Genomic DNA, 22,203 nt, shown 5'->3' with positions numbered 1-22,203 from the left:
CCATGGCAACACTCAAAACACTGGTCCTGGGCGGGTACGGCAACTTTGGCGCACGCATCTGCCGCGCGCTGGCAGGCGACGCGGCCACGCGCCACCACATCGCCCTGCTGGTGGCAGGCCGCGATGCATCCCGCGCCCAGGCCTTGGCGAACACATTGGGCCACGGCGCTCAGGGCGTGGTCCTCGACCACCAGGCCCCGGGTCTGGCTGCCAGCTTGCGCGAATGGGGCGTGGATCTGGTCATCCACACTGCGGGGCCTTTTCAGGCACAGGGTTACAGCGTGGCCCAGGCCGCTGCTGAGGCGGGCGCGCACTACATCGACCTGGCCGATGGCCGCCGTTTTGTGTGCGACTTTCCAGCTGCCCTGCAGGCCGCGTTTACTGCCGCCGGACGCACCGCCATCGCTGGCGCCAGCACCGTGCCCGCGCTGTCCTCAGCCGTCATCGACCACCTGTGCGCGGACTGGCAGTGCATTGACAGCATCGATATCTGCATCGCCCCCGCGCAACGCGCGCCACGCGGACAGGCCACGCTGGCGGCCGTGCTGAGCTACTGCGGCCTGGCCATCGATGTGTGGCAAGACGGCCGCTGGCAGCCGAAACGGGGCTGGGCGCAGCCCACGCCGGTCCAGTTCCAGCGGCTGCAACCGCGCCTGGGGGCGGTCTGCGACATCCCGGATCTGGAAATTTTCCCGGCCCATTACAAAGCCCGCGACTGCGTCACCTTCCGCGCAGCGCTGGAGGTGGGCCTGGCACAGAGAGCCTTCGCCACCCTTGCAGCGCTGCGCCATTGGGGCGTGCTGCCCCACCCCGAAAAGCTGGCTTGGCTGATACACCACGCGGGCGGCGCGCTGGACTTTCTGGGCACGCCACTGGGCGGCATGGTGGTGCGCGTGGCGGGCACCGGTGCGCAAGGCCAGCCCCGCCGCCGCGCCTGGCACATTGCAGCCGACCACGACCATGGCCCCGAGATCCCCTGCATGGCCGCCATCCTGCTGGCGCGCCAACTGGCTGTTGGACAACCCTTGCCCACCGGCGCACACACCAGCACCAGCCTGCTGCCGCTGTCGGCCTTTGCACCCGAGTTTGCGAAGTGGGGCATGGTGACCGATGTGGTGGAGGAATGAGGCCATGGCCCACCGGAAATTGACCTTCCCGATGCCAGCGCGTGCCGACATTGTTTTTGATGCCTTCCACTACCACGAGTGGCGGTGCCAGTGGGATTCGCTGGTGCGCCGTACCAGCGTGGAACGTGGTGCGCCCTGTCCCAGTGTGGGCGCCACCACCGAGAACCTGGGTGCCGGCGCGTTGCGGGCGCTGTCCATGCGCACACAGTTCATCAGCTATGACCGCCCCGTGCTCGCGGCTGCGGCCATGGTTGGCCGTTCGTTCCCTTTCACCCAGTGGGCAGCCTCCATGCGCCACCAGGGCCAAGGCCCCCACCAGTCCCTGCTGATCTACACCTATACCTTTCAAGTGGGCCCGGCAGCCTTTCGGGCTGTCATGGAGCCTTTGGTGGACTGGATCTTTGTCCGCAAGACGCGCCAGCGTTTCCAGCGCCTGGCGCAGTTCCTGGCGATCCGCGCTGCCGACATTGCAGACTGGCAACAGGCGCAGGGCCCCGCGCCCTCTGCCGCGCACAAGGCCAGCCCATGAACCGCGCGTCCACCCAACTGCTGCGCGCCAGCCTCGTGCTCGTCTGGCTGGCCACCGCCGTGGTCAGCGTGTGGGAGCTGCACGGCCAAAGCCGCGAGCTGCTGGCGGGCCTACCCGCCGCGTGGACCGAGGGCAACACATCGTGGCTACCCACCGCCATCATCCTGGCCGGGGCGGCTACCGATGCGGTGCTGGGGCTGTGGCTGGCGCTCCGCCCCGGCCGTAAGGCGTATGGAGCGGCCCTGCTGGTGATGCTGGCCATGACACTGCTGGCCACGGCCATACACCCTGCATGGTGGCTGCACCCCTTCGGGCCACTGACCAAAAACCTGCCCATTGCTGCCATCCTGTGGGTGCTGCTGCAAGACACGTCTACGACACCACCCAAGCCATGAGCCTGTACCTCACCCTCAAATGGCTGCACATCATCTCCAGCGTGCTGCTGGTGGGCACCGGGCTGGGCTCGGCGTTCTACATGTTCTTTACCAACCGCAGCGGCAATGTGCAGGCGCAGGCGGTGGTCACACGCCTGGTGGTGCGGGCGGACTGGTGGTTCACCACGCCCACGGTGTTCATCCAGCCCGCCACGGGGCTTGCCATGGCGGCCATGGCCGGGCTGCCCTGGAGCACGCCGTGGCTCGCAGTGTCCATTGCTCTGTACCTGGTGGCTGGTGCCTGCTGGCTGCCCGTGGTGTGGCTGCAGCTGCGCATGCGCGACATGGCGGTTGAGGCGGCACAGGCGCCCCAGGGCGACGGGGTGCTGCCACCTCTGTACTGGCGCTACGCCCGCTGGTGGGAGGCACTGGGCTACCCGGCCTTTGTGGCCATGGCCGTGGTGTTCTACCTGATGGTGAACAAACCGGCCCTGAACTTCTGAACCTATCATCGCCCCATGCTGATTGAGACGCTGGACACCGCCCGTGACCTGGGGCGCCTGAAGGAAATCCTGGGCGTGATGGTGCGCCACGGGTTTGGCGACACCGTGCGCCGCCTGGGCCTGGCCGACCGGCTGGAGCGCGCGGGCCAGGCGCTGAACTGGACCCACGCCGCCGACCTGGCCCGCGTGGAGCCGCCCGTGCAGGTGCGGCTGGCACTCGAAGAGCTGGGCCCCGCGTTCGTCAAGTTTGGCCAGATCCTTGCGGGCCGGGCTGACCTGTTTGGCCCGGAGTGGATCGCAGAATTCGAGAAGCTGCACAGCCAGGTGCCTGCCGTGCCCATCGATGCCCTGCGCCCGCAACTGCGCGAAGACCTGGGCGCCGATCCCGAAGCCGTCTTTGCCTGGTTTGACACCACGCCGCTGGCCGCCGCATCGATTGCGCAAGTGCACCGCGCGCGCCTGCAGGACGGCAGCGAAGTCATCGTCAAGATCCGCCGCCCCGGCGTTGCGGACACCATCCAGGCCGACCTGCGCCTGCTGCAGCGCCTGGCTGCGCTGGCCGAGGCAGAGCTGCCCGCGCTCAAGCCCTACCGGCCCCAGCAACTGGTGCGCGAGTTCGCGCGCTCATTGCGCCGCGAGCTGGACCTGGCCGGCGAATGCCGCCAGGCCGAACGCATTGCCACCAACATGGCCGCACTGCCCCACATCGTGATCCCGCGCGTGCACTGGACCTACACGCGCGAGCGCATCAACGTGCAGGATTTCATCGACGGCACACCCGGTGGCGCTCTCGCGGCGCTGACGTCCGAGGCCGGTTTTGACCGTACCGTGCTGGCGCAGCGGGGCGCGCAGGCAGTGCTGCAGATGATCGTGAAGGACGGCGTTTTCCACGCCGATCCGCACCCCGGTAACGTGTTCTACCTGCCCGGCAACCGCATTGCCTTCATCGACTTCGGCATGGTGGGCCGCCTGTCGCAGCGCCGGCGCGACGAGCTGCTGCAACTGCTGCTGGGCCTGGTCGAACACCAGCCCCAGGCCGTGGCCGACGTGCTGCTGGACTGGACGGGCGACGCGCAGGGCCTGAACCTGGGCCAGCTCGAAACCGAGATCGAGGCCTTTGTGGACCAGTACCACGGCGTGCCGCTGGCACAGCTGAGCCTGGGGCAGATGCTGGCCGACGTGACGGCCATCCTGCGCGAACACCACCTGGGGCTGCCGTCCGACCTCGCGCTGCTCATCAAGGCCTTCATCTCGCTCGAAGGCATGGGCCGCAACCTGGACCCGGACTTCCATATGGCCAGCGAAGCGCTGCCGCTGCTCAAGCAGGTGGTGCGCGAGCGCTACGAGCCCAAGGTGCTCGCCGGGCGCGCGTGGAGCACCCTGCGGCGTGCACTGGCCACGGTGGAGCAGTTGCCGGACGACCTCGGGCGGCTGCTGCGCAATGCGCGGCGCGGGCACCTGCAGGTGGGCATCGAGCTGGCCCACCTCAAACGTGTGGGCGACCAGATCGACCGGTCGGCCAACCGGCTGGCGATGGCGCTGGTAATTGCAGCGCTCATCATTGGCTCGTCCATCGTGATGACCGTGAAGGGTGGGCCTACGCTGTTTGGCCTGCCAGCGTTTGGCTTCCTGGGGTTCTTTGGTGCCGTGGTGTGTGGCCTGTGGCTGGTGCGGGCCATCTGGCGCAGCAGCCACCACCGCGACGATGACTGAGCATGCAGCTGTCGGGTTACGCCCTTCGGGCCAGCCCGATCTACGGCGCTGAGGCGGCAGCCCTTCTCCCCGCCGCCAGGAAACTGGCGCGACCAAAGCCGATGCCGCGGAACCGGCCTTGCCGGACCACCGCTGGCGTCCCCCTTTGGGGGAAGGCGCGAAGCGACTCAGGGGGATTTACCTGCCCGCGTTCGGGAAGAACAGCTGTTCGCCGCCGATCTTGTAGCCCGCAATGGCCGCCTGGCCTGCGGGCGACACCACCCAGTCCACAAACTTCTGCGCATCCTGCGCCTTCACATGGGGATGCTTGGCGGGGTTCACGACCATCACGCCGTACTGGTTGAAGAGCTTGGTGTCACCTTCGACCAACACGGCCAGGTCGGCGCGGTTCTTGAAGTTGAGCCAGGTGCCACGGTCGGCCAGCACATAGGCGCCGCTCGATGCCGCAATGTTGAGCGCAGGGCCCATGCCGCAGCCACACTCCTTGTAGCCGCTGCCTTTTGAGGTATTTGCGGCGTCGGCGCCCGCGAGCTTCCAGTAGCGCAGCTCGGCCGCGTGCGTGCCGCTCTTGTCGCCGCGCGAGATGAAGTTGCCATTGGCGGCAGACAGCTTCTGCAGGGCCTGAACGATGTCCTTGCCCTGGGTGCCCACCGGGTCGTTCTTGGGGCCGATCAGAATGAAGTCGTTGTACATCACGGGGTAGCGCTTCACGCCCCAGCCGTCGGCCACAAACTTCTCTTCGGCCACCTGGTCGTGCACGAACAGCACGTCGGCATCACCCCGGCGCGCCATGTCGAGGGCCTGGCCGGTGCCCAGGGCCACCACCTTCACGTCCAGGCCGCTGGCCTTCTTGAACTCGGGCATCAGGTGGCCGAACAGGCCCGACTGCTCGGTGGAGGTGGTGGACGCCATGGTGATGTTCTGGGCAAGTACCGGGCCGGATGCTACAAATACTATAGCTGCTAGCGCTTTAGGGATAAGCGCTAGGCCATAAAAAGGCTTGGAGTTTTTCATCGCCGGGCCGCCCCACGATGAAAAAGCCCCCTGGGGGGCAGCGACCCCCCGAAGTGGGGAGCGTGGGGGTCAATTCTTGTCATACCAGTTCTCCTTTGACAAACAGACGGGCGGCCTCCGGCAAGGGGCCGTTGAAAAAGTCGTGCACGGGCAGGTCGGCCACCAGGCGGCCGTGCTCCAGGTAGATCACGCGGCTGGCCAGACGTTTGACCTGGCCCAGGTTGTGGCTGCTGAAGACCATGGTCACGGGGTGGGCCGGGCCGGCTGCGCTGTGGCTGGCGGCAAAGTCGGCCATCAGGGCTTCGACCTCGCGCTTGGCATGGGGATCGAGGCTCGCGGTGGGTTCGTCCAGCAGCAGCACGTCGGGCCGCAGCGCCCAGGCGCGGGCCAGCGCCACACGCTGCTGCTGCCCGCCCGACAGGGTGCGCGCGTTCTGCGCGGCGATGTCGGCCAGGCCCACGCGCTGCAGTGCCGTGAGGGCCTGCAGCCGCGCATCGCGCCAGCGCGTGCCGCGCAGCCACAGCGCCAGCGCCACGTTGTTCTGCGCGCTGGTGCGCAGCATGTGCGGGCGCTGGAACAGCATGGCCTGCTGCAAGGTGGCATCGCACTGAAAGCCTCCGCCCGCCGCATCCGCCAAGCCGTGCAGCACGCGCAGCAGCGTGCTTTTGCCACTGCCATTGGCGCCCACCAGTGCCACGCGCTCGCCGGGCGCGATGCACAGCGAGACCTGGTCCAGCGCCTGCACGCGGCCGTAGCGCACGGACACCTGGCGCAGATCCACCCACGAAGGGGCCAACGGCGCGTTCACGCGGCCACCCCCACCGGCGTGCTGGACGCAGAGCCATCCACCCGTTCTCGCCAGCGGCGCACCAGCGCGATCAACACATTGAGCGCCAGCACCACGGCCAGCAGGATGATGCCCAGCGCCAGCGCCAGGGGCAGGTCACCCTTGCTGGTCTCCAGCGCAATGGCGGTGGTCATCACACGCGTGAAGCCGTCGATGTTGCCGCCCACGATCATCACCGCGCCCACCTCGGAGATCGCTCGGCCAAACGAGGCCAGCAACACGGTGAGCAGGGCATATCGCTCGTCCCAGGCCAGCAGCAGGCTGCGCAGCAGCGGGCTCGCGCCCATCGACCGCAGTTGTTCGCCATGCGCGCGCTCGGCGTCTTCCACCGCCTGCCGCGTCAGCGCCGTGACCACCGGCAGCACCAAAATGGCCTGCGCCAGCACCATGGCCTTGAAGCTGAACAGCCAGCCCAGCGCACCCAGCGGCCCGCTGCGCGAGAGCACCAGGTACACCACGAGCCCCACCACCACCGACGGTACCGCCAGCAAGGTGTTGAGTACCGCCAGCACGGCACCGCGCCCGGCAAAGCGGGCGACGCCGAGCCAGGCGCCCAGCACCAGGCCCACGCCACAGGCGATCAGGCAGGCGGTGGCGCTGACGGACAAGGAGCGGCCCACGATGGTCCACAGGACGGGGTCGGAGGAGAGGGTGAGTTGCAGCGCTGTGCTCGCGCTTTCGGTGAGGGTGGACATGGGGCCTTGTGATCGGGTTCAGCTATCGTAGGCACCTCACCAATATCCAGCGATATGAACGTCCGTGCATAGGGTCCAACTTCACTACACGCTCAGCCGCGATGCAGGCAATGCGCTGATCCGCAATCCACTGCCCGAACTGCTGCAGGCCGTGGCCGAGCAGGGCTCCATCTCGGGCGCGGCGCGCGCGCTGGACCTGTCCTACCGCCATGTCTGGGGCGCCCTCAAGCGCTGGGAGGAGCAATTGGGCGGCGAGCTGATCATCTGGGGCAAGGGGCAGTCGGCGCAGCTCAGCGAGTTCGGCACCAAGTTGCTGTGGGCCGAGCGCCAGGCCCAGGCGCGGCTCGCGCCGCAGATCGCCGCGCTGCATGCCGACCTGGAGCGCGCCTTTGCCGTGGCCTTTGACCCCAACGCCCACGTGCTCACCCTGTACGCCAGCCATGACGATGCGCTGGTGGCGCTGCGCACCCACGCCGCCGCGCAGGCCGATGCGGGGGCACTGCACCTCGATATCCGCTTCACGGGCAGCGTGGACGCCATCCGCGCGCTGAACGAGGGGCGTTGCACGCTGGCGGGTTTTCACACGGTGGAGCACCCCGCAGCCGATTCATTGACTGCGCGCACCTACAAGCCCCTGCTGCAGCCCGGGTTGCACAAGATCATCGGCTTTGCCCAGCGCACCCAGGGCCTCATCGTGGCACCGGGCAACCCGCTCGGGCTGAGCAGTCTGGCCGACGTGGCCCGCACCAGCGCCCGATTTCTCAACCGGCCACTGGGCACCGGCACCCGCGTGCTGCTCGACGACCTGCTGGCCCAGGCTGGCGTGGAGGCCCAGGCCATTCGAGGCTATGCGCTCAACGAACCGTCGCACACCGCCATTGCCCAGGCCGTGGCTGCGGGCGCGGCCGATGTGGGCATGGGCATTGAAGTGGCAGCCCGGGCGCGTGGGCTGGATTTTGTGCCGCTGGTGCACGAGCGCTACCACCTGGCCTGCCTGAAAGCCAGCCTGGACCAACCCGCCACGCTGGCCCTGCGCAACTTGCTGCAAACCCCCGAATGGCTGGCCCAGATGGCCACCTTGCCGGGCTACAGCCCCTGGCAGTGCGGTGAGGTGCAGGCCATGAACACGGTGCTGCCGTGGTGGCAGTTCACCCGCAAAAAGCGCACTTCCGAGCCTAGGAAGAAACCCTAATTGCTACTTTTTTTATAGCTGCAGAATGAGTACCGGCTGCGGGATAACACCGTCACGCTGCCGTCAGCCTGGGCCTACAGTGCTCCGTAGAATCGCGCCGTTGTAAAAGTTTGTCGAATCGTTGCGCTTACCGGCGCGTGGGTCGGCATATCGCACGCAAAGCCTTTTTATTGGAGACACCATGCAGGCTCTACTGAAGTTATCAAGGGGGATCGACTGGCTTAACACCCAGGTCGGCAAATACGTGGTCTGGCTCATCCTGGCCTCCACGGTGATCAGCGGCGTGAACGCGATAGTGCGCAAAGCGTTCAACATCAGCTCCAACGGTTTTCTGGAAATCCAGTGGTACCTGTTTGCCGCGTCGTTCCTGCTGGCCGCTGGCTACACGCTGCTCCAGGGCGAACACGTCAAGGTGGACGTGATCTCCAGCCGCTTTTCCAAGCGCACCCAGATCTGGATCGACGTATTCGGCTACATCGTCTTCCTCACGCCCATGTGCCTGGCCGTGCTCTGGTATGGCATTCCCTTCTTCACCCGCGCCCTCGCGTCGGGCGAAATGTCGAACAACGCTGGCGGGCTGATCCGCTGGCCCGTGTACCTGATGATGCCGCTGGGTTTTGCCCTGCTGTGGCTGCAAGGCATCTCCGAACTCATCAAGCGCCTGGGTTTCCTCCAGGGCCTCATCGAAGACCCCACGGTCAAGAAGATTGAAAAAACGGCTGAAGAAGAACTGGCCGAATCCATCCGCAACCTGGCCGAAGCCGCCAAGGGCAACGGCAAGAACAAGGCCGAGGCCCACTGAGCGGCCCCACCAAGCGGAGACACACACCATGGAATTTCTTACCCACAACCTTGCCCCCATCATGTTCGCGGGGCTCATCTGCTTTTTGCTGGTGGGCTTCCCGGTCGCCTTCAGCCTGGGCGCCTGCGGACTGTTCTTCGCCTTCATCGGCATTGAATTGAACGTGCTGCCCGAAGCCCTGCTGCAAGCAGTGCCGCTGCGCATCTTCGGCATCATGCAAAACGATACCTTGCTGGCCATTCCGTTCTTCACGCTCATGGGGCTCATACTGGAGCGAAGCGGGATGGCGGAGGACCTGCTCGACACCATCGGACAGCTGTTTGGCCCCATCCGCGGCGGCCTGGCACTGGCCGTGATCTTCGTGGGTGCGCTGCTGGCAGCCACCACAGGCGTGGTGGCCGCATCGGTGATCTCGATGGGCCTGATCTCGCTGCCCATCATGCTGCGCTACGGCTATGACCGGCGACTCGCGGCAGGGGTGATCGCAGCCTCCGGCACGCTGGCACAGATCATTCCGCCCTCTCTGGTGCTCATCATCATTGCCGACCAGATGGGCCGCAGCGTGGGCGACATGTACAAGGGCGCGTTCCTGCCCGGCCTGATGCTGACGGGTTTTTATGCAGGCTACGTGATCCTGCTGGCCATCTTCAAGCCCCAGTGGGTGCCTGCCATCCCGCCCGAAGCGCGCACGTTGCGGGACGACAATGGCAAGAGCGGTGTGACCTCGCTGCTGGTGCTGACCGGCATCTGCGTGGCCGCATCGATGTATGTGGCCAAGAACATGCCCGCCCTGCACACCTGGTGGTCCGGTGAAGCCGTGGACCGCGTGGCGCTGGACGAAACCATCGTGGTGTCCATGTGTTTTGGTGTGGCACTGGCCTTCGTGGCAGCCAGCATCAACAAGATCACCCGCATGGGCCTGCTGTCCCGCGCAGCCGAGCGCGTGACGTTTGTGCTGATCCCGCCACTGCTGCTGATCTTCCTGGTGCTGGGCACCATCTTCCTGGGCGTTGCAACCCCCACAGAAGGCGGCGCCATGGGCGCATTGGGCGCGGGCATCATGGCCATCATCCGTGGCCGCCTCACGATGTCGCTGCTGCGCCAGGCTGTCACCACCACCACCAAGCTGTCATGTTTTGTGGTGTTCATCCTGGTGGGCGCCACCATGTTCGGCCTGACCTTCCAGGGCGTGGACGGCCCGCTGTGGGTGGAGCACCTGCTGACCGGCCTGCCCGGTGGCCAGCTGGGCTTCCTGATCGTCGTTAACGTCATGGTGTTCTTCCTGGCGTTCTTCCTGGACTTCTTTGAACTGTCCTTCATCGTCGTGCCCCTGCTGGCCCCCGTGGCCGACAAGCTGGGCATTGACCTGATCTGGTTTGGCGTGCTGCTGGCCATCAACATGCAGACGTCGTTCATGCACCCACCGTTTGGCTTTGCGCTGTTCTACCTGCGCAGCGTGGCCCCGGCGAAGGAGTACATGGACAAGGTCACCAAGAAGATGATTGCGCCGGTCACCACCCCCCAGATCTACTGGGGTGCCATTCCCTTCCTGTGCATCCAACTGCTGATGGTGGCTCTGGTGATCGCCTTCCCGGGCATTGTCTCCAGCGGGCTCGACGAGAAGCAGGTCTATGACCTCGACAAGGTCCGCATGGAAATGGAAGCCGCCATGCCCGACGCTAGCGCCGAAGCGGCCGATCCGACTGCCGGCATGGCAGGCGCTGCGGACCCCGCGCCTGCTCCTGCAGCAGACGACCCCCTGAAGGCACTGCAAGACTCCATGTCCACCGACAAGAAGTGAGTACACCGCTTGCAAGACGACCGTGATTCAGTCTGACCCGGGCCCCGCGCCCTGGTCCTCAAACCTCCGCAGATGGGAAACCTCTGCGGAGGTTTTTTTATGGAGCAGACGCGGAGGGGGTCCGGTGCGCCATGGATCATGGAGGTAGCGGTGGGGCATCGACTTTGGCACATCGCGCAAGCAGACGAGACTCTTGATCCCCTACCCCCTTTCTTGGCGGCGAACAGCCCCAAGGAAGCCTCTTCACGAATCGAGAGGCTTCAGCAGGAAACAGGCACCGGCCGCGCACTCCAAGGCATCGAGAGTCAAGCAGCCTGGTCGGGCTGGGCTTGGGGGCTTGGGACCTCGCCCACGTTCCTGCGGTTGAGGGGGCCGCATGGCCGCAGCAAGGTGCCGCCTCACAGAACACAGGGACGAAAAAAAACCCGCCCAAAAGTGGACGGGTTTTGCAGACCTTGGAATGGCAGCTTGCGCCGCCACTCCAGAGCCACTCGGGATCAGAGCTTCTGCGAAGACATGAACGAGTCGTAGCGGGCTTCGGCAAAACGGAACCAGAGCACCTGATCACGCTGGAATGCGCGCATGTCGGCGTAGATCTTCTTCCACTCGGGGCTTTTCGCGTCGTTGGCAGCGAAGACTTCCATGGAGGCCTTGAACGAAGCGTCCATCACGGCTTGCGAGAACGGCAGCACCTTGGTCTTGGCAGCCACCAGTTGCTTGAGGGCCGTGGGGTTCAGCGCATCGTACTTGGCCAGCATGTCGATGTGGGCCACGTTGGTTGCGGCTTCGATGATGGCCTTGTTCTCGGCAGACAGGCCGTCGAAGGCCTTCTGGTTGACGAAGAAGTCCACTTCCGGGCCACCTTCCCACCAGCCGGGGTAGTAGTAGAACGGAGCCACCTTGTTGAAGCCCAGCTTCTGGTCGTCGTACGGACCCACCCATTCAGCAGCGTCCAGCGTGCCCTTTTCGAGGGCCTGGTAGATTTCGCCGCCAGGGATGCTCTGGGGCACAGCGCCCAGCTTTTGCATCACTTCACCGACCAGACCACCGCCCAGGCGCATCTTCATGCCCTTGAAATCATCCGGCGACTTGATCTCCTTGCGGAACCAGCCACCCATCTGGGTGCCGGTGTTGCCGCCAGCGAAGCTGATGGCGTTGTAGTTCGCGTAGAACTCGTTCATCAGCTTGCGGCCATTGCCATGCAGCATCCAGGCATTCATCTGGCGGGCATTGAAGCCGAAGGGCACTGCCGAACCCAGCGCGAAGGCGGGGTTCTTGCCGTAGAAGTAGTAAGGCACGGTGTGGCACATCTCCACGGTGCCCTGCTGCACGCCGTCCATCACGCCAAAGGGGGGCATCAACTCGCCACCAGCGTGCACGGAGATTTCAAACTTGCCACCCGACATGGCCTTGACGGCCTTGGAGAACACATCAGCGCCGCCATAGATGGTGTCCAGCGACTTGGGGAAGCTGGAAGCCAGACGCCAACGAATGGCAGCCTGGGCGTGGACGGCAGGCGCAACGCCTGCAGCCAGCACGCCAGCGATGCCAGCCTGCTTGATGATTGAACGACGATCCATGAGGTTCTCTCCGATATAGTGATTGCGAAACTTGGGCGCACGCGTTGTGCACGGCGCCGTCAAGGACTTGTTTGAGCCGGGTTCATTGTAGAAACATGCCCCCTCAGACTTTTGCGGGTTTTCCCGCGAAAATCCCTGCCCTTGCACATGGCTTCAGGCTTCTGCAAGCATCTTGGGGACAGCCGCACACACCCCGCTGCAAAACGGGACTGCAGCAGACCACCCTGGCAGATCAGGCAGCCCGCACCGACTGCAGCGCGGGCAAAAACCGCCGCTCGATCGCAAGGCGGATTCCCTCGGCATCGAGCCCTTGCAACGCAAGCAGCTTGGCCGGGTCGCCATGTTCGATGAACACGTCCGGCAGGCCCAGCTGCAGCACGGGCCGCACGATGCCCATGCTGTGGAGCGCCTCGGTCACGGCGCTGCCCGCACCGCCCATGATCGCCCCCTCTTCCAGCGTGACCAGCGCATCGTGGCGCTCGGCCACCTCGCGCAACAAGGCCTCGTCGATGGGTTTGGCCCAGCGCATGTTGACCACCGTGGCGTCCAGAGCCTCGGCCGCTTCCAGCGCGGGGTACAGCAACGTGCCAAACGACAGGATCGCGATGCGCGGCGCCTTGGCATCGGTGCCCTGGCGCTCGCGACGGATCTCGCCTTTGCCAAAAGGCAGGCCATCCAACGCCGCCAGTGGTGCCACACCAGCACCGCTGCCACGCGGGTAACGCACGGCCACAGGGTGGTCCTGCTCGAAGGCGCTGCTGAGCAGTTGGCGGCATTCGCGCTCGTCAGCCGGGCAGGCCATGCTCATGTTGGGAATACAGCGCACAAACGGGATGTCGTACGCGCCTGCATGCGTGGCACCGTCGGCGCCTACCAGGCCCGCGCGGTCCAGCGCAAACACCACGGGCAGGTTTTGCAGGGCCACGTCGTGGATCAGCTGGTCATAACCGCGCTGCAAGAAGGTGGAGTAAATCGCCACCACCGGCTTGACGCCTTCGCAGGCCATGCCGGCGGCAAAGGTTACGGCATGCTGCTCGGCAATGCCCACGTCGTAGTAGCGGTCCGGGAAACGTTTTTCAAACTCCACCATGCCCGAGCCCTCGCGCATGGCGGGCGTGATGCCCACCAGGCGAGAGTCGTGTGCGGCCATGTCGCACAGCCACTGACCAAACACCTGCGTGAACGTCTGCTTGGGCGGCGTGGCGGGCTTGGTGAGGCCCACGGAGGGGTCGAACTTGCCGGGGCCATGGTAGGCCACGGGGTCGGCCTCGGCCAGCTTGTAGCCCTGGCCTTTTTTGGTGACCACGTGCAGGAACTGCGGGCCTTTGAGGCCCTTGATGTTCTCCAGCGTGGGGATCAGCGAATCGAGGTCATGCCCATCAATGGGGCCGATGTAGTTGAAGCCGAACTTCTCGAACAACGTGGCAGGCACCACCATGCCCTTGGCCTGCTGCTCAAAGCGCTTGGCCAGCTCCAGCAGGGGCGGCACGGGGCGCAGCACGGTCTTGCCCACGTTCTTGGCAGCCGCGTAGAACTGCCCGCTCATGAGCTGAGCGAGGTAGCGATTGAGCGCGCCCACGGGCGGGCTGATGCTCATGTCGTTGTCGTTCAGCACCACGAGCAGGTTGGCATCGGCCACACCGCCGTTGTTCAGTGCCTCAAACGCCATGCCCGCACTCATGGCGCCATCGCCGATGATCGCCACGGCGTGGCGGTTTTCGCCCTTGCGCTTGGCGGCCAGCGCCATGCCCAACGCGGCCGAGATGCTGGTGCTCGAATGCGCCGTGCCAAAGGTGTCGTAAATGCTCTCGGCCCGCTGCGGAAAGCCCGAGATACCGCCCAACTGGCGCAGCGTGTGCATGCGGTCGCGGCGGCCGGTCAGGATCTTGTGCGGATAGGTCTGGTGGCCCACGTCCCACACCAGGCGGTCTTCAGGGGTGTTGAAGACATGGTGCAGCGCGATCGTCAGTTCCACCGTGCCCAGGTTGGAGCTGAGGTGTCCGCCCGTGCGCGCAACACTTTCGATCACGAACCCGCGCAACTCGGTCGCCAGGGCCTTGAGATCTGCGCGCGATAGCTGGCGCAGGTCGGCCGGGTCATTGATGGTCTGCAGCAGGGGAAAGGACATCGTGGACATTTACTATTCTTTTCATAGCTGCCAGCGCTTTACAGGAAAGCGCTGGAGGCCAATTTGGCATTGATTTCACTGCAACGGGCATGAACAGGGTGCAGCACGGATCATCGGGCCAGGCTCAGTGCGAGCGGCGCACCACCATGTCCGCCAGGGCCGCCAGCGCGCGGCTATCGGGCAGGCCACTGCGGGCCAGGGCCGCATAGGCCTCGGCCAGCAGCTCCTGGGCATAGGCCTGCGCCCGCGCTAGCCCCAGCAAAGACACATAGGTGGGCTTGTCGGCCGCAGCATCCTTGCCGGCCGTCTTGCCCAGCGTGGCCGAATCGGCCACCACGTCCAGGATGTCATCCACCACCTGGAACGCAAGACCCATGGCGGCGCCATAGTCGGACAGCGCCTGGTAGGCCGCGCCCACGGCGTGGCCGCACGCCGCCCCCATGAGCACACTGCCCTGCAGCAGCGCGCCGGTCTTGAGCCGGTGCATCTGGCGCAACTGGTCTTCGGTCAGCGCCACACCCACGCTGGCCAGGTCGATGGCCTGCCCGCCCGCCATGCCGGCCGATCCGGCGGCCCGCGCCAGCAGCCTGCACAGCGTGGCCTGCGTGGCGGCGGGGATGAGGGTGTTGTCGGGCGTGAGCAACTCAAATGCAAAGGCCTGCAAGGCATCGCCCGCCAGCAGCGCCTGGGCCTCGCCAAACTGCACATGCACGGTGGGCTTGCCACGGCGCAGCACGTCGTTGTCCATGCAGGGCATGTCGTCGTGCACCAGCGAGTAGGCATGAATGAGTTCCACCGCGCACGCGGCCCGCAGGGCCGCCTCGTCCAGGCCAGCGCGCAGCGCGGCATCGTCAACCACCGCAGAGGCCGGTGCGCCACTGCAGACCGCCTCATAGGCCGCCAGCACCAGCAGGGGCCGCAGCCGCTTGCCGCCATCGAGCACGGCATAGCGCATGGCGTCGCCCAGCCCGGCGGGTGCGCCATCGCCCACCCATTGCGACAGGGCCTGCTCCACCCGGGCCAGGTGGTTCTGGCTCCAGAGGTTCATGTCCAGCGGCTGGCTCTCGAAATTCGTTGGCACCGCGCTCATTCCTGGTTCCATGGTTGCAGTTGCCCTTCATCCAGCACCTTGATCTGGTCCTGCACGGCTTCGAGCCGCTGGCGGCAAAACGCCAGCAACGTGGCGCCGCGCTGGTAGCCGGCCAGCATCTGGTCCAGCGGCAACTGGCCCGACTCGATGCGGGCCACGAGTTGCTCCAGCTCTTCCAGGGCCGCCTCGTAGCTGGCAGGTTCGGCGGGAGGAGCGGGGGTTGCGGGGGCCTTGGGCATGGAGGGGGCGGCAGAGCGCGGGTGAAAAACCGATGATTTTAGGCGCACCGGTACGCCCTTCGTGTCAGACGCGGTCCGATGCGTGACGCCGCTCTATTTTCAGAAAGCGATGTTTTCTATTCACGTAGCGGGGGTGCGGGAATAACCCCACCGCCTATAATCCCATTCCAGTCGAGCCGGCTAGCCACCCTAGCCGGTTTCCTTTTTTCCAGATGCGCATTCCCCGGCGCACCTCCCGCACTTTCTCCCTGTGGGGAGTCTTTAGGTCAGGTCACCCATGTCTGATTTAAGTCTTCAACTGCAGCAGGCCGCAAGCCAACTACCAGTTTCAAGCTACTTTGACGATGCGCTGTTCCAGCGCGAGCTGGACACCATCTTCCAGCGCGGGCCCCGCTATGTGGGGCACCAATTGGCGGTGCCCAACACGGGCGACTATTACGCACTGCCCCAGGAGGGCGAGGGCCGCGCCTTGGTGCGCAACGCCCAAGGCGGCATTGAGCTGGTGTCCAACGTGTGCCGCCACCGCCAGGCCGTCATGCTCAAGGGCAAAGGCTCGCTGAACACCCAGCAAAAGGGCAGCGCGGGCGGCAACATCGTGTGCCCATTGCACCGCTGGACGTACAGCCCCCAGGGCGAGCTGCTGGGCGCACCCCACTTTGCGCATGACCCGTGCCTGAACCTCAACAACTACAAGCTGCGCGAGTGGAACGGCCTGCTGTTTGAAGACAACGGCTACGACGTGGCCGCCGACCTGGCCCAGATGGGCCCGCGTGCCGACCTGGACTTTGACGGGTACGTGCTCGACCACGTGGAGCTGCACGAGTGCAACTACAACTGGAAGACCTTCATCGAGGTCTATCTGGAGGACTACCACGTTGGCCCCTTCCACCCGGGCCTGGGCAGCTTTGTGACGTGTGACGACCTGCGCTGGGAGTTCGGCAAGAACTACTCGGTACAAACCGTGGGTGTGGCCAACCGCCTGGGCAAGGCCGGCAGCCCGGTGTACGAGCGCTGGCACAAGGCGCTGCTGGACTATCGCGAAGGCAAGCCGCCGAAGTACGGCGCCATCTGGCTCACGCTGTACCCGCACATCATGATCGAGTGGTACCCGCATGTGCTCACCGTGTCCACGCTGCACCCCATCAGCCCCACCAAGACGCTGAACATGGTGGAGTTCTACTACCCCGAGGAGATCGCTGCCTTCGAGCGCGAATTCGTCGAGGCGCAAAAGGCCGCCTACATGGAGACCTGCATCGAGGACGACGAAATCGGCGAGCGCATGGACGCAGGCCGCAAGGCCCTGCTGGCGCGCGGCGACAACGAAGTCGGCCCCTACCAGAGCCCCATGGAAGATGGCATGCAGCACTTCCACGAGTGGTACCGCCAGGTCATGGGAAGCCCCCCCTGAGCCACTTCGCGTCTTCCCCCCACGGGGGACGCCCCCCGGCGTACGCAAGCGAAGTGCCGCATCCGCGGCTTGGCGGCCCTCGCGCGGGGGCACTGGCCTGGGCACCGCCAGTTTTGAGAGGCCCCAACCTGAGTCTGTGCCGTCGATCCGTGAAGTCTCGAACAGCGAGGTAAACGCTATCCATTCGCGACGACTACCCTGACCGCTCTCATTACAATAGCTGCCACCGCTTGATCCGCAAGCGCTGGCAGCTATTTTTATTTCAAGCCGTGCAATCCCATGCCCCACGTGCGGCGCGCGGCCTTTCACAGGATCACGTCACGATGCAAGCCCTCTGGATGGTGTTGGCCGCGTTCTTGTTTGCCAGCATGGGCGTGTGCGTCAAGATCGCATCGGACTTCTTCAACTCGGCCGAACTGGTGTGTTACCGGGGCCTGATCGGCATGGCCATCCTGTGGCTGCTGGCACGCTCTCAAAAAGTGACGCTGGCCACGCAATACCCCGGCATGCACGCCTGGCGTAGCCTGGTGGGGGTGGCGTCGCTGGGCGCATGGTTCTACGCCATTGCCCACCTGCCGCTGGCCACGGCCATGACGCTCAACTACATGAGCAGCGTGTGGATCGCCGCCTTCCTGGTCGGCGGCACGCTGCTGGCCTGGCGCCCTTCTGCGGCATCGCCACGGCCCGCCCTGCAAGGGCCGCTGATTCTCACCGTACTCACCGGATTCGTGGGCGTGGTGCTGATGCTGCGCCCCAGCCTGGACCAGAACCAGGCCTTTGCCGGACTGATCGGGCTGATGTCGGGCCTGACGGCTGCATTTGCCTACATGCAGGTGGTAGCGCTGTCGCGCCTGGGCGAGCCCGAATCGCGCACCGTTTTTTACTTCGCCGTGGGCTCTGCGGTGGCGGGGGGCGGGGCCATGCTGTTTACCGGCGTGTCGGACTGGCCAGGCTGGCAGGCGCTGTGGCTGCTGCCCATCGGTGTGCTGGCTGCGGGCGGCCAGCTGTGCATGACCAAGGCTTACGCCAGCGCCAAGACCCAGCGCGGCACGCTGGTGGTCGCCAACCTGCAGTATTCGGGCATCGTGTTTGCCGCCGTCTACAGCGTGCTGCTGTTTGGTGACAAGATCCCGCCCATCGGCTGGTTCGGCATGGCCCTCATCGTGGGCAGCGGCATTGTGGCCACCATCCTGCGCGCGCGGGCTGCGCCCGGGGCACCTGCCGAAGAACACTGACGGATACAAAAACAGATACGGCCACACGAGGACACGCCCCACCGGGATGGCCACAATGGAGCCCCTTTCGACGCACTCCGTCACTTTGCCCATTTTCTGCCGATGACCACCTACACCACGCTCATCTCTGCCCCCGACCTGCAATCCCTGATCGCCAGCGGTGCGCCGCTGATGGTGTTTGACTGCAGCTTCGAACTGATGCAACCCACGGCCGGTGCCCAGCAGTACGCACAGGCGCACATCCCCGGCGCGGTGTACGCCAACCTTGACAACGACCTCAGCGCCAAACACGGTGCCCCCGGCGCTCACGGCACGCTGACCGCCCAGGAAGCCGACCAGCCGGCATCCGGTGGACGCCACCCCCTGCCCAGCCGCGAGCGTTTTGCCATGTGGCTCTCCAGCGTGGGTTTTGCCAATGGCATGCAGGCCGTGGTGTACGACCGCCAGGGCGCCAACTACTGTGGCCGCCTGTGGTGGATGCTCAAGTGGGCGGGGCATGAAGCCGTGGCCGTGCTCGACGGTGGGCTGCAAGCCTGGCAGGCCGCCGGTGGGGCGGTGAACAGCGGCGAAGAGCCCGCGCACTTCCAGACCAACTTCCAGCTGGGTGCCCCCTTGCGCCAGCTGGCCACGGCCAGCGAGGTGCTTGCGCGCCTGCAGCAGCCCGGCCAGACCGTGATCGACGCCCGTGCAGGTGCCCGCTACCGGGGAGAGGTGGAGCCGCTGGACCCCGTGGCCGGCCACATTCCGGGCGCGCTGAACCGCCCCTTTGCCGAAAACATCGGCGCGGATGGCCGCTTCAAGCCTGCCGACGTGCTGCGCGCTGAATTTGAAGCGCTGCTGGGCGGCCGTGACCCCGCCACCGTGGTGCACCAGTGCGGCAGCGGCGTGAGCGCCGTGCCCAATCTGCTGGGCATGGAGATAGCCGGCCTCGGCCCGACGGCATTGTTTGCCGGCAGCTGGAGCGAGTGGTGTTCAGACCCCACGCGCCCGGTCGAAAAAGGCTGATCCAGCGTCCAGCACGGCAGCGCAGGTTGTAAAAGTGCAAAAAAGATGGTTTTGAGGGTGCTATCAAAACCATGAACAGAAGTGGGCAGCCTGGGCCCACTGCCACAGCAGCGGCCATCGCCTGAAATGCCAGCCTGCACCTGATGTGCGTGTAGGGCAAATTCCTACACGGCCCACCGCAGAACCAGACACGCGGCACAGCCAAACCCCGACTTAATTTCTGATTGGGGCGGTTTCACAATCCATTTCAACGGATCACGCAAAACCTGCAATCAGCAGGCAACGCAAGACCCGGTACTGGAAAAAGGAAGCTGCCATGACCAACGAACAAATTCTCGCTGAAATCCGCGAAGCCAACCTCACCTACCTGATGTTGGCCCAAACCCTGATCCGTCAGGACAAGGCCGAAGCCGTGTTCCGCTTGGGCATGAACGAAGAGTCTGCCGACATTCTGGCATCGCTGTCGCCAGCGCAAGTGATGAAACTGGCCTCCCGCAACACGCTTCTTTGCAGCTTCCGCGTGGACGACAACCTGGTGTGGAGCTTGCTCACCAACCACTCAGCCAAGAAGGTGGGCAACGAAGCCACCAACACGCTGCACGCCAACATCCTGATGGCCAGCCGCGTGTCGGAAGTGCTCTGAAGCACTTGCCCGCAGCCCTCTTCCCCCAGTCTCCACCGAAAGCCCGCCATGTCCACCAACGCACCCGCTGCCAAAGCCCCCGCCAAGAGCGTGCTGAACGAATCCAAGCAGATCGAACGCGCGGCCATGCTGATCCAGATGGGCGCCCGCATGCAGGTGCTGGAATCGGAAACCACGCTGTCGTATGAACGGCTGATCCGGCTGTACAAAGAGATCGCGGGCAAGTCACCCTCGAAAGGCCAGCTGCCCTTCTCCACCGACTGGTTCCTGACCTGGCAAGAGAACATCCACAGCTCGCTGTTCCTGAACATCTACGAATACCTGTCCAAGGGCGTGGACCTGGATTCGGTGGAGCTGCTGACCAAAGCCTACCGCCTGTACAACGAACAGGTCGCCACGGCCGAGATCGAACCCCTGCTCTCCTTCACACGCGCCTGGCGCCTGGTGAAATTTGTGGACGCTGGCATGCTGACGCGCACCAAGTGCAGCCAGTGCAGCGGCCAGTTCGTGACCGAGCTGTATGAGAACCGCCACTTCACCTGCGGCCTGTGCAACCCACCCGCCCGCGCCGGCAAGAGCAAGACGGCAGGCGCACTCATGTTGCACTGAGATGGATATCAAAGCATTAGCTTTTTGCACCTACCAAACGGGCGCGCTAGCCTGATTCCCACCCCGACCGAAAAAATGGGCGCTGCACCCGCCAGGGCCGCCGCGCAAGGGCCGCCCCGCCGCGCTGGCGGCGTCCCACTTCCCGCGCGTAGCGCGAGAGAAGGGGGAAGCGGCGAAGCCGCTCAGGGGGATGTCATCTATCTTCCAGCCAGCAGCGCGCGCACGTTTTCATCCATTGGCACGGCATAGCTGTGCGCCGCCACCACGGTGTTGCCTACCGGGTTCACCAGCTTGAGGCTGATGTACACCACCGACGTGGATACCGCATACGTGCCCACCACCACGGCCTGCGCGTTCTGCGACTGGCTCACCTCGCGCACTTCGCGCGACAGCAGCAGCTCACCCTGGTCGCGCTGCAGCAGCAGGTTCTCGCGCAGTTTCACCTCGGTCACCTTCAGACCCCGGTGCACCATGCGGCCCGCGATCTGCTCCGAGAAGATGCGGCCCAGCCGCGACGATTCAGTGAGCCGGTCCACATTGACCAGCGTGGCCACCAGCACGGGCTGGTTGGCATCCAGCGGTGCGGTCTGCAGCAGCGCATCGGTGGCGCGTTCATTCAGCTCGATGAGGTTGGAGCGCGATATTCCGCCCGCCCGGTCACCGTAGTAGTAGCTGTGCATGGGGTTGGTGGTCTCGCAGCCCTGCAGCCCCCCCAGCGCAAGGGCGGCAGCCGCCCACCAGCTGGCGGCGCGTGCACCCCGGGGAGCTTGTTGCGACATCCACAGCCCCTTCATGGCGCCACCACCCGCCAAGTCTTGACGGGCGTCATCGGTGCAGGCGCGGGCGGCCGCTCGGGCTGATACAGCACCGCGTCGGCCCCCTCGATGTAATACAGATCGGCCGTTCCGGCCAGGTACCGGTCGCGCGACTTGAGCGTGGATGTGATCAGCACCTCGGTGCGCGTGGGTCCGCCTGCGGCGGCGCCCTGGGTGTAGAGCTGGGCCATGTCCAGCGCCACCCCTGCCCCCACGCCCAGGGCCGTGGCCACACCCGGCAACAGGGTGCGGTCGGAATAGTGCACCGCCCAGTCGCGCCACACGCCCACGCCAGTGCCGATGATGGTGCCGGCCATGGGCACGGGCAAGCCGCGCGGTGAGCCAGACCCGTGCTGCACCAGTTGCGTCTGCACCTCCAGCTCCACCGCCGTGGGCACCGTGGACACCGCCACGCCCCGGTTCAGCAGGTGCACCTTGAGCAACTTGAGAAAGCTCTGGTTGAAACTGGAGTTGTCTGCCACCGTGACGTACAGCGGGTATTCGCCCTCGGGCCAGGATGCGATCTTTTCGGCCACGCGCCCGGCCACATCGCCCGCCAGCACATCCCAGTGGTGCACGGCGCGGGCTTTCTTCTGGCCGGTGGCGGGGTAGTTGTCGGCACGCGGCACGTCCAGCGTGCCGCAGCCGACCAGCAGCGCTGCGCACAGCAAGGCTGCTGCGGCGGCCGTAATGCGGTGAAGGAAGGATGGCATGTGGGCCATGGTACTGGCGCCCGCCTGCGGCAATCGGCGCAACAAGGCCGTTTTTCCCGGCCAAAGCGGCCGTTTCAGCCCTTGGAGCTGCTGGCGCAAGCCTTCACAATCAACCCATTCATACCAACCCTCCGTGAAGAC

Annotated in this window: 22 protein-coding genes; 13 read left to right on the top strand and 9 right to left on the bottom strand. The window is 65.4% G+C overall.

Translation table 11 applies throughout. The features are described 5' to 3' along the window. Positions 1-2: 2 nt before the first annotated feature. From ACT89O_RS07470 to ACT89O_RS07450, 5 genes are read left to right on the top strand one after another with little or no spacing between them, the layout of a single operon-like run. Complete coding sequence (locus ACT89O_RS07470) at positions 3-1,127, top strand: saccharopine dehydrogenase NADP-binding domain-containing protein (protein ID WP_487262238.1); 1,125 nt, start codon at positions 3-5, stop codon at positions 1,125-1,127. Between the two features lie 4 nt (positions 1,128-1,131). After that, entirely contained in the window at positions 1,132-1,656 is a 525-nt protein-coding gene (locus tag ACT89O_RS07465; RefSeq protein WP_487262237.1) for a hypothetical protein, read from the top strand. After that, a complete protein-coding gene (locus ACT89O_RS07460) occupies positions 1,653-2,051 on the top strand; it encodes a DoxX-like family protein (protein ID WP_487262236.1) in 399 nt (132 codons plus the stop codon). The genes ACT89O_RS07465 and ACT89O_RS07460 overlap by 4 nt, the downstream gene beginning before the upstream one ends. Continuing rightward, complete coding sequence (locus tag ACT89O_RS07455; RefSeq protein ID WP_487262235.1) at positions 2,048-2,533, top strand: DUF2269 family protein; 486 nt, start codon at positions 2,048-2,050, stop codon at positions 2,531-2,533. The genes ACT89O_RS07460 and ACT89O_RS07455 overlap by 4 nt, the downstream gene beginning before the upstream one ends. A 15-nt stretch (positions 2,534-2,548) precedes the next feature. Continuing rightward, entirely contained in the window at positions 2,549-4,246 is a 1,698-nt protein-coding gene (locus ACT89O_RS07450; protein ID WP_487262234.1) for an ABC1 kinase family protein, read from the top strand. 177 nt (positions 4,247-4,423) lie between these two features. On the opposite strand, the gene ACT89O_RS07445 is transcribed toward ACT89O_RS07450, so the two are convergent. From ACT89O_RS07445 to ACT89O_RS07435, 3 genes are all read right to left on the bottom strand, one after another. Continuing rightward, positions 4,424-5,260, bottom strand: coding sequence for an ABC transporter substrate-binding protein (locus tag ACT89O_RS07445; protein WP_487262233.1), 837 nt, complete (start codon positions 5,258-5,260; stop codon positions 4,424-4,426). 79 nt (positions 5,261-5,339) lie between these two features. Next, positions 5,340-6,068 (bottom strand): ABC transporter ATP-binding protein, encoded by a 729-nt coding sequence (locus ACT89O_RS07440; protein ID WP_487262232.1) that lies wholly within the window; start codon positions 6,066-6,068, stop codon positions 5,340-5,342. Next, the gene (locus tag ACT89O_RS07435) at positions 6,065-6,802 is read right to left on the bottom strand and encodes an ABC transporter permease (protein WP_121507184.1); all 738 of its coding nucleotides are present in this window, start codon (positions 6,800-6,802) and stop codon (positions 6,065-6,067) included. Before ACT89O_RS07435 ends, ACT89O_RS07440 begins: the two co-directional genes overlap by 4 nt. 64 nt (positions 6,803-6,866) lie before the next feature. On the opposite strand from ACT89O_RS07435, the gene ACT89O_RS07430 reads away from it, so the two are divergent. The 3 genes from ACT89O_RS07430 to ACT89O_RS07420 all read left to right on the top strand — a co-directional run bounded on the left by ACT89O_RS07430 (position 6,867) and on the right by ACT89O_RS07420 (position 10,597). Continuing rightward, positions 6,867-7,994: a substrate-binding domain-containing protein gene (locus ACT89O_RS07430; protein WP_431152285.1), complete on the top strand. Its 1,128-nt coding sequence runs from the start codon at positions 6,867-6,869 to the stop codon at positions 7,992-7,994. Positions 7,995-8,175: 181 nt separating this feature from the next. Then, complete coding sequence (locus tag ACT89O_RS07425; protein WP_121507186.1) at positions 8,176-8,796, top strand: TRAP transporter small permease subunit; 621 nt, start codon at positions 8,176-8,178, stop codon at positions 8,794-8,796. Positions 8,797-8,824: 28 nt separating this feature from the next. After that, on the top strand, positions 8,825-10,597 hold the full coding sequence (locus ACT89O_RS07420) for a TRAP transporter large permease (protein ID WP_487262231.1): 1,773 nt from the start codon (positions 8,825-8,827) through the stop codon (positions 10,595-10,597). Between the two features lie 497 nt (positions 10,598-11,094). Here the strand turns inward: ACT89O_RS07420 and ACT89O_RS07415 are convergent, their stop codons facing one another. From ACT89O_RS07415 to ACT89O_RS07400, 4 genes are all read right to left on the bottom strand, one after another. Next, positions 11,095-12,177, bottom strand: a complete 1,083-nt coding sequence (locus ACT89O_RS07415) for a TRAP transporter substrate-binding protein (protein ID WP_121419321.1) — start codon at positions 12,175-12,177, stop codon at positions 11,095-11,097. 232 nt (positions 12,178-12,409) lie between these two features. After that, positions 12,410-14,314 (bottom strand): 1-deoxy-D-xylulose-5-phosphate synthase, encoded by a 1,905-nt coding sequence (dxs, locus tag ACT89O_RS07410; protein ID WP_121419320.1) that lies wholly within the window; start codon positions 14,312-14,314, stop codon positions 12,410-12,412. A gap of 115 nt (positions 14,315-14,429) precedes the next feature. Continuing rightward, the gene (locus ACT89O_RS07405) at positions 14,430-15,395 is read right to left on the bottom strand and encodes a polyprenyl synthetase family protein (protein WP_431152282.1); all 966 of its coding nucleotides are present in this window, start codon (positions 15,393-15,395) and stop codon (positions 14,430-14,432) included. After that, positions 15,392-15,634 carry an exodeoxyribonuclease VII small subunit gene (locus tag ACT89O_RS07400; RefSeq protein ID WP_055400508.1) on the bottom strand — a complete coding sequence of 81 codons (243 nt, stop codon included), beginning with the start codon at positions 15,632-15,634 and terminating at the stop codon, positions 15,392-15,394. The genes ACT89O_RS07405 and ACT89O_RS07400 overlap by 4 nt, the downstream gene beginning before the upstream one ends. 277 nt (positions 15,635-15,911) lie before the next feature. On the opposite strand from ACT89O_RS07400, the gene ACT89O_RS07395 reads away from it, so the two are divergent. The 5 genes from ACT89O_RS07395 (at position 15,912) to flhC (ending at position 20,534) form a co-directional block, all read left to right on the top strand. Beyond that, on the top strand, positions 15,912-17,042 hold the full coding sequence (locus ACT89O_RS07395) for an aromatic ring-hydroxylating oxygenase subunit alpha (RefSeq protein ID WP_228899947.1): 1,131 nt from the start codon (positions 15,912-15,914) through the stop codon (positions 17,040-17,042). A gap of 323 nt (positions 17,043-17,365) precedes the next feature. After that, the gene (locus ACT89O_RS07390) at positions 17,366-18,277 is read left to right on the top strand and encodes a DMT family transporter (RefSeq protein ID WP_121419317.1); all 912 of its coding nucleotides are present in this window, start codon (positions 17,366-17,368) and stop codon (positions 18,275-18,277) included. A gap of 102 nt (positions 18,278-18,379) precedes the next feature. Next, positions 18,380-19,282 carry a sulfurtransferase gene (locus ACT89O_RS07385; protein WP_487262230.1) on the top strand — a complete coding sequence of 301 codons (903 nt, stop codon included), beginning with the start codon at positions 18,380-18,382 and terminating at the stop codon, positions 19,280-19,282. Between the two features lie 316 nt (positions 19,283-19,598). After that, complete coding sequence (gene flhD / locus ACT89O_RS07380; RefSeq protein WP_055400499.1) at positions 19,599-19,925, top strand: flagellar transcriptional regulator FlhD; 327 nt, start codon at positions 19,599-19,601, stop codon at positions 19,923-19,925. A gap of 48 nt (positions 19,926-19,973) precedes the next feature. Further along, a complete protein-coding gene (gene flhC, locus ACT89O_RS07375; protein WP_010459839.1) occupies positions 19,974-20,534 on the top strand; it encodes a flagellar transcriptional regulator FlhC in 561 nt (186 codons plus the stop codon). A 197-nt stretch (positions 20,535-20,731) separates the two neighbouring features. On the opposite strand, the gene ACT89O_RS07370 is transcribed toward flhC, so the two are convergent. Together ACT89O_RS07370 and ACT89O_RS07365 are read right to left on the bottom strand one after the other, a co-directional pair. After that, the gene (locus tag ACT89O_RS07370; protein WP_487262229.1) at positions 20,732-21,313 is read right to left on the bottom strand and encodes a FlgO family outer membrane protein; all 582 of its coding nucleotides are present in this window, start codon (positions 21,311-21,313) and stop codon (positions 20,732-20,734) included. An 11-nt stretch (positions 21,314-21,324) separates the two neighbouring features. Then, a complete protein-coding gene (locus ACT89O_RS07365) occupies positions 21,325-22,062 on the bottom strand; it encodes a hypothetical protein (RefSeq protein ID WP_082437553.1) in 738 nt (245 codons plus the stop codon). Between the last annotated feature and the right edge of the window lie 141 nt (positions 22,063-22,203).

This window comes from Acidovorax sp. NN32 (assembly GCF_057597245.1).
Note: the sequence above shows the minus strand (reverse complement) of the source record. Positions and strands in the feature narration are given on the sequence as shown.

What these genes read in the sequence shown, in the direction of transcription:
- ACT89O_RS07470 (WP_487262238.1), top strand. Translation starts at nt 3, where the DNA reads ATGGCAACACTCAAAACACTGGTCCTGGGCGGGTACGGCAACTTTGGC.
- ACT89O_RS07465 (WP_487262237.1), top strand. Translation starts at nt 1,132, where the DNA reads ATGGCCCACCGGAAATTGACCTTCCCGATGCCAGCGCGTGCCGACATT.
- ACT89O_RS07460 (WP_487262236.1), top strand. Translation starts at nt 1,653, where the DNA reads ATGAACCGCGCGTCCACCCAACTGCTGCGCGCCAGCCTCGTGCTCGTC.
- ACT89O_RS07455 (WP_487262235.1), top strand. Translation starts at nt 2,048, where the DNA reads ATGAGCCTGTACCTCACCCTCAAATGGCTGCACATCATCTCCAGCGTG.
- ACT89O_RS07450 (WP_487262234.1), top strand. Translation starts at nt 2,549, where the DNA reads ATGCTGATTGAGACGCTGGACACCGCCCGTGACCTGGGGCGCCTGAAG.
- ACT89O_RS07445 (WP_487262233.1), bottom strand. Translation starts at nt 5,260, where the DNA reads ATGAAAAACTCCAAGCCTTTTTATGGCCTAGCGCTTATCCCTAAAGCG.
- ACT89O_RS07435 (WP_121507184.1), bottom strand. Translation starts at nt 6,802, where the DNA reads ATGTCCACCCTCACCGAAAGCGCGAGCACAGCGCTGCAACTCACCCTC.
- ACT89O_RS07425 (WP_121507186.1), top strand. Translation starts at nt 8,176, where the DNA reads ATGCAGGCTCTACTGAAGTTATCAAGGGGGATCGACTGGCTTAACACC.
- ACT89O_RS07420 (WP_487262231.1), top strand. Translation starts at nt 8,825, where the DNA reads ATGGAATTTCTTACCCACAACCTTGCCCCCATCATGTTCGCGGGGCTC.
- ACT89O_RS07415 (WP_121419321.1), bottom strand. Translation starts at nt 12,177, where the DNA reads ATGGATCGTCGTTCAATCATCAAGCAGGCTGGCATCGCTGGCGTGCTG.
- dxs (WP_121419320.1), bottom strand. Translation starts at nt 14,314, where the DNA reads ATGTCCACGATGTCCTTTCCCCTGCTGCAGACCATCAATGACCCGGCC.
- ACT89O_RS07405 (WP_431152282.1), bottom strand. Translation starts at nt 15,395, where the DNA reads ATGAGCGCGGTGCCAACGAATTTCGAGAGCCAGCCGCTGGACATGAAC.
- ACT89O_RS07400 (WP_055400508.1), bottom strand. Translation starts at nt 15,634, where the DNA reads ATGCCCAAGGCCCCCGCAACCCCCGCTCCTCCCGCCGAACCTGCCAGC.
- ACT89O_RS07395 (WP_228899947.1), top strand. Translation starts at nt 15,912, where the DNA reads ATGTCTGATTTAAGTCTTCAACTGCAGCAGGCCGCAAGCCAACTACCA.
- ACT89O_RS07390 (WP_121419317.1), top strand. Translation starts at nt 17,366, where the DNA reads ATGCAAGCCCTCTGGATGGTGTTGGCCGCGTTCTTGTTTGCCAGCATG.
- ACT89O_RS07385 (WP_487262230.1), top strand. Translation starts at nt 18,380, where the DNA reads ATGACCACCTACACCACGCTCATCTCTGCCCCCGACCTGCAATCCCTG.
- flhD (WP_055400499.1), top strand. Translation starts at nt 19,599, where the DNA reads ATGACCAACGAACAAATTCTCGCTGAAATCCGCGAAGCCAACCTCACC.
- flhC (WP_010459839.1), top strand. Translation starts at nt 19,974, where the DNA reads ATGTCCACCAACGCACCCGCTGCCAAAGCCCCCGCCAAGAGCGTGCTG.
- ACT89O_RS07370 (WP_487262229.1), bottom strand. Translation starts at nt 21,313, where the DNA reads ATGTCGCAACAAGCTCCCCGGGGTGCACGCGCCGCCAGCTGGTGGGCG.
- ACT89O_RS07365 (WP_082437553.1), bottom strand. Translation starts at nt 22,062, where the DNA reads ATGCCATCCTTCCTTCACCGCATTACGGCCGCCGCAGCAGCCTTGCTG.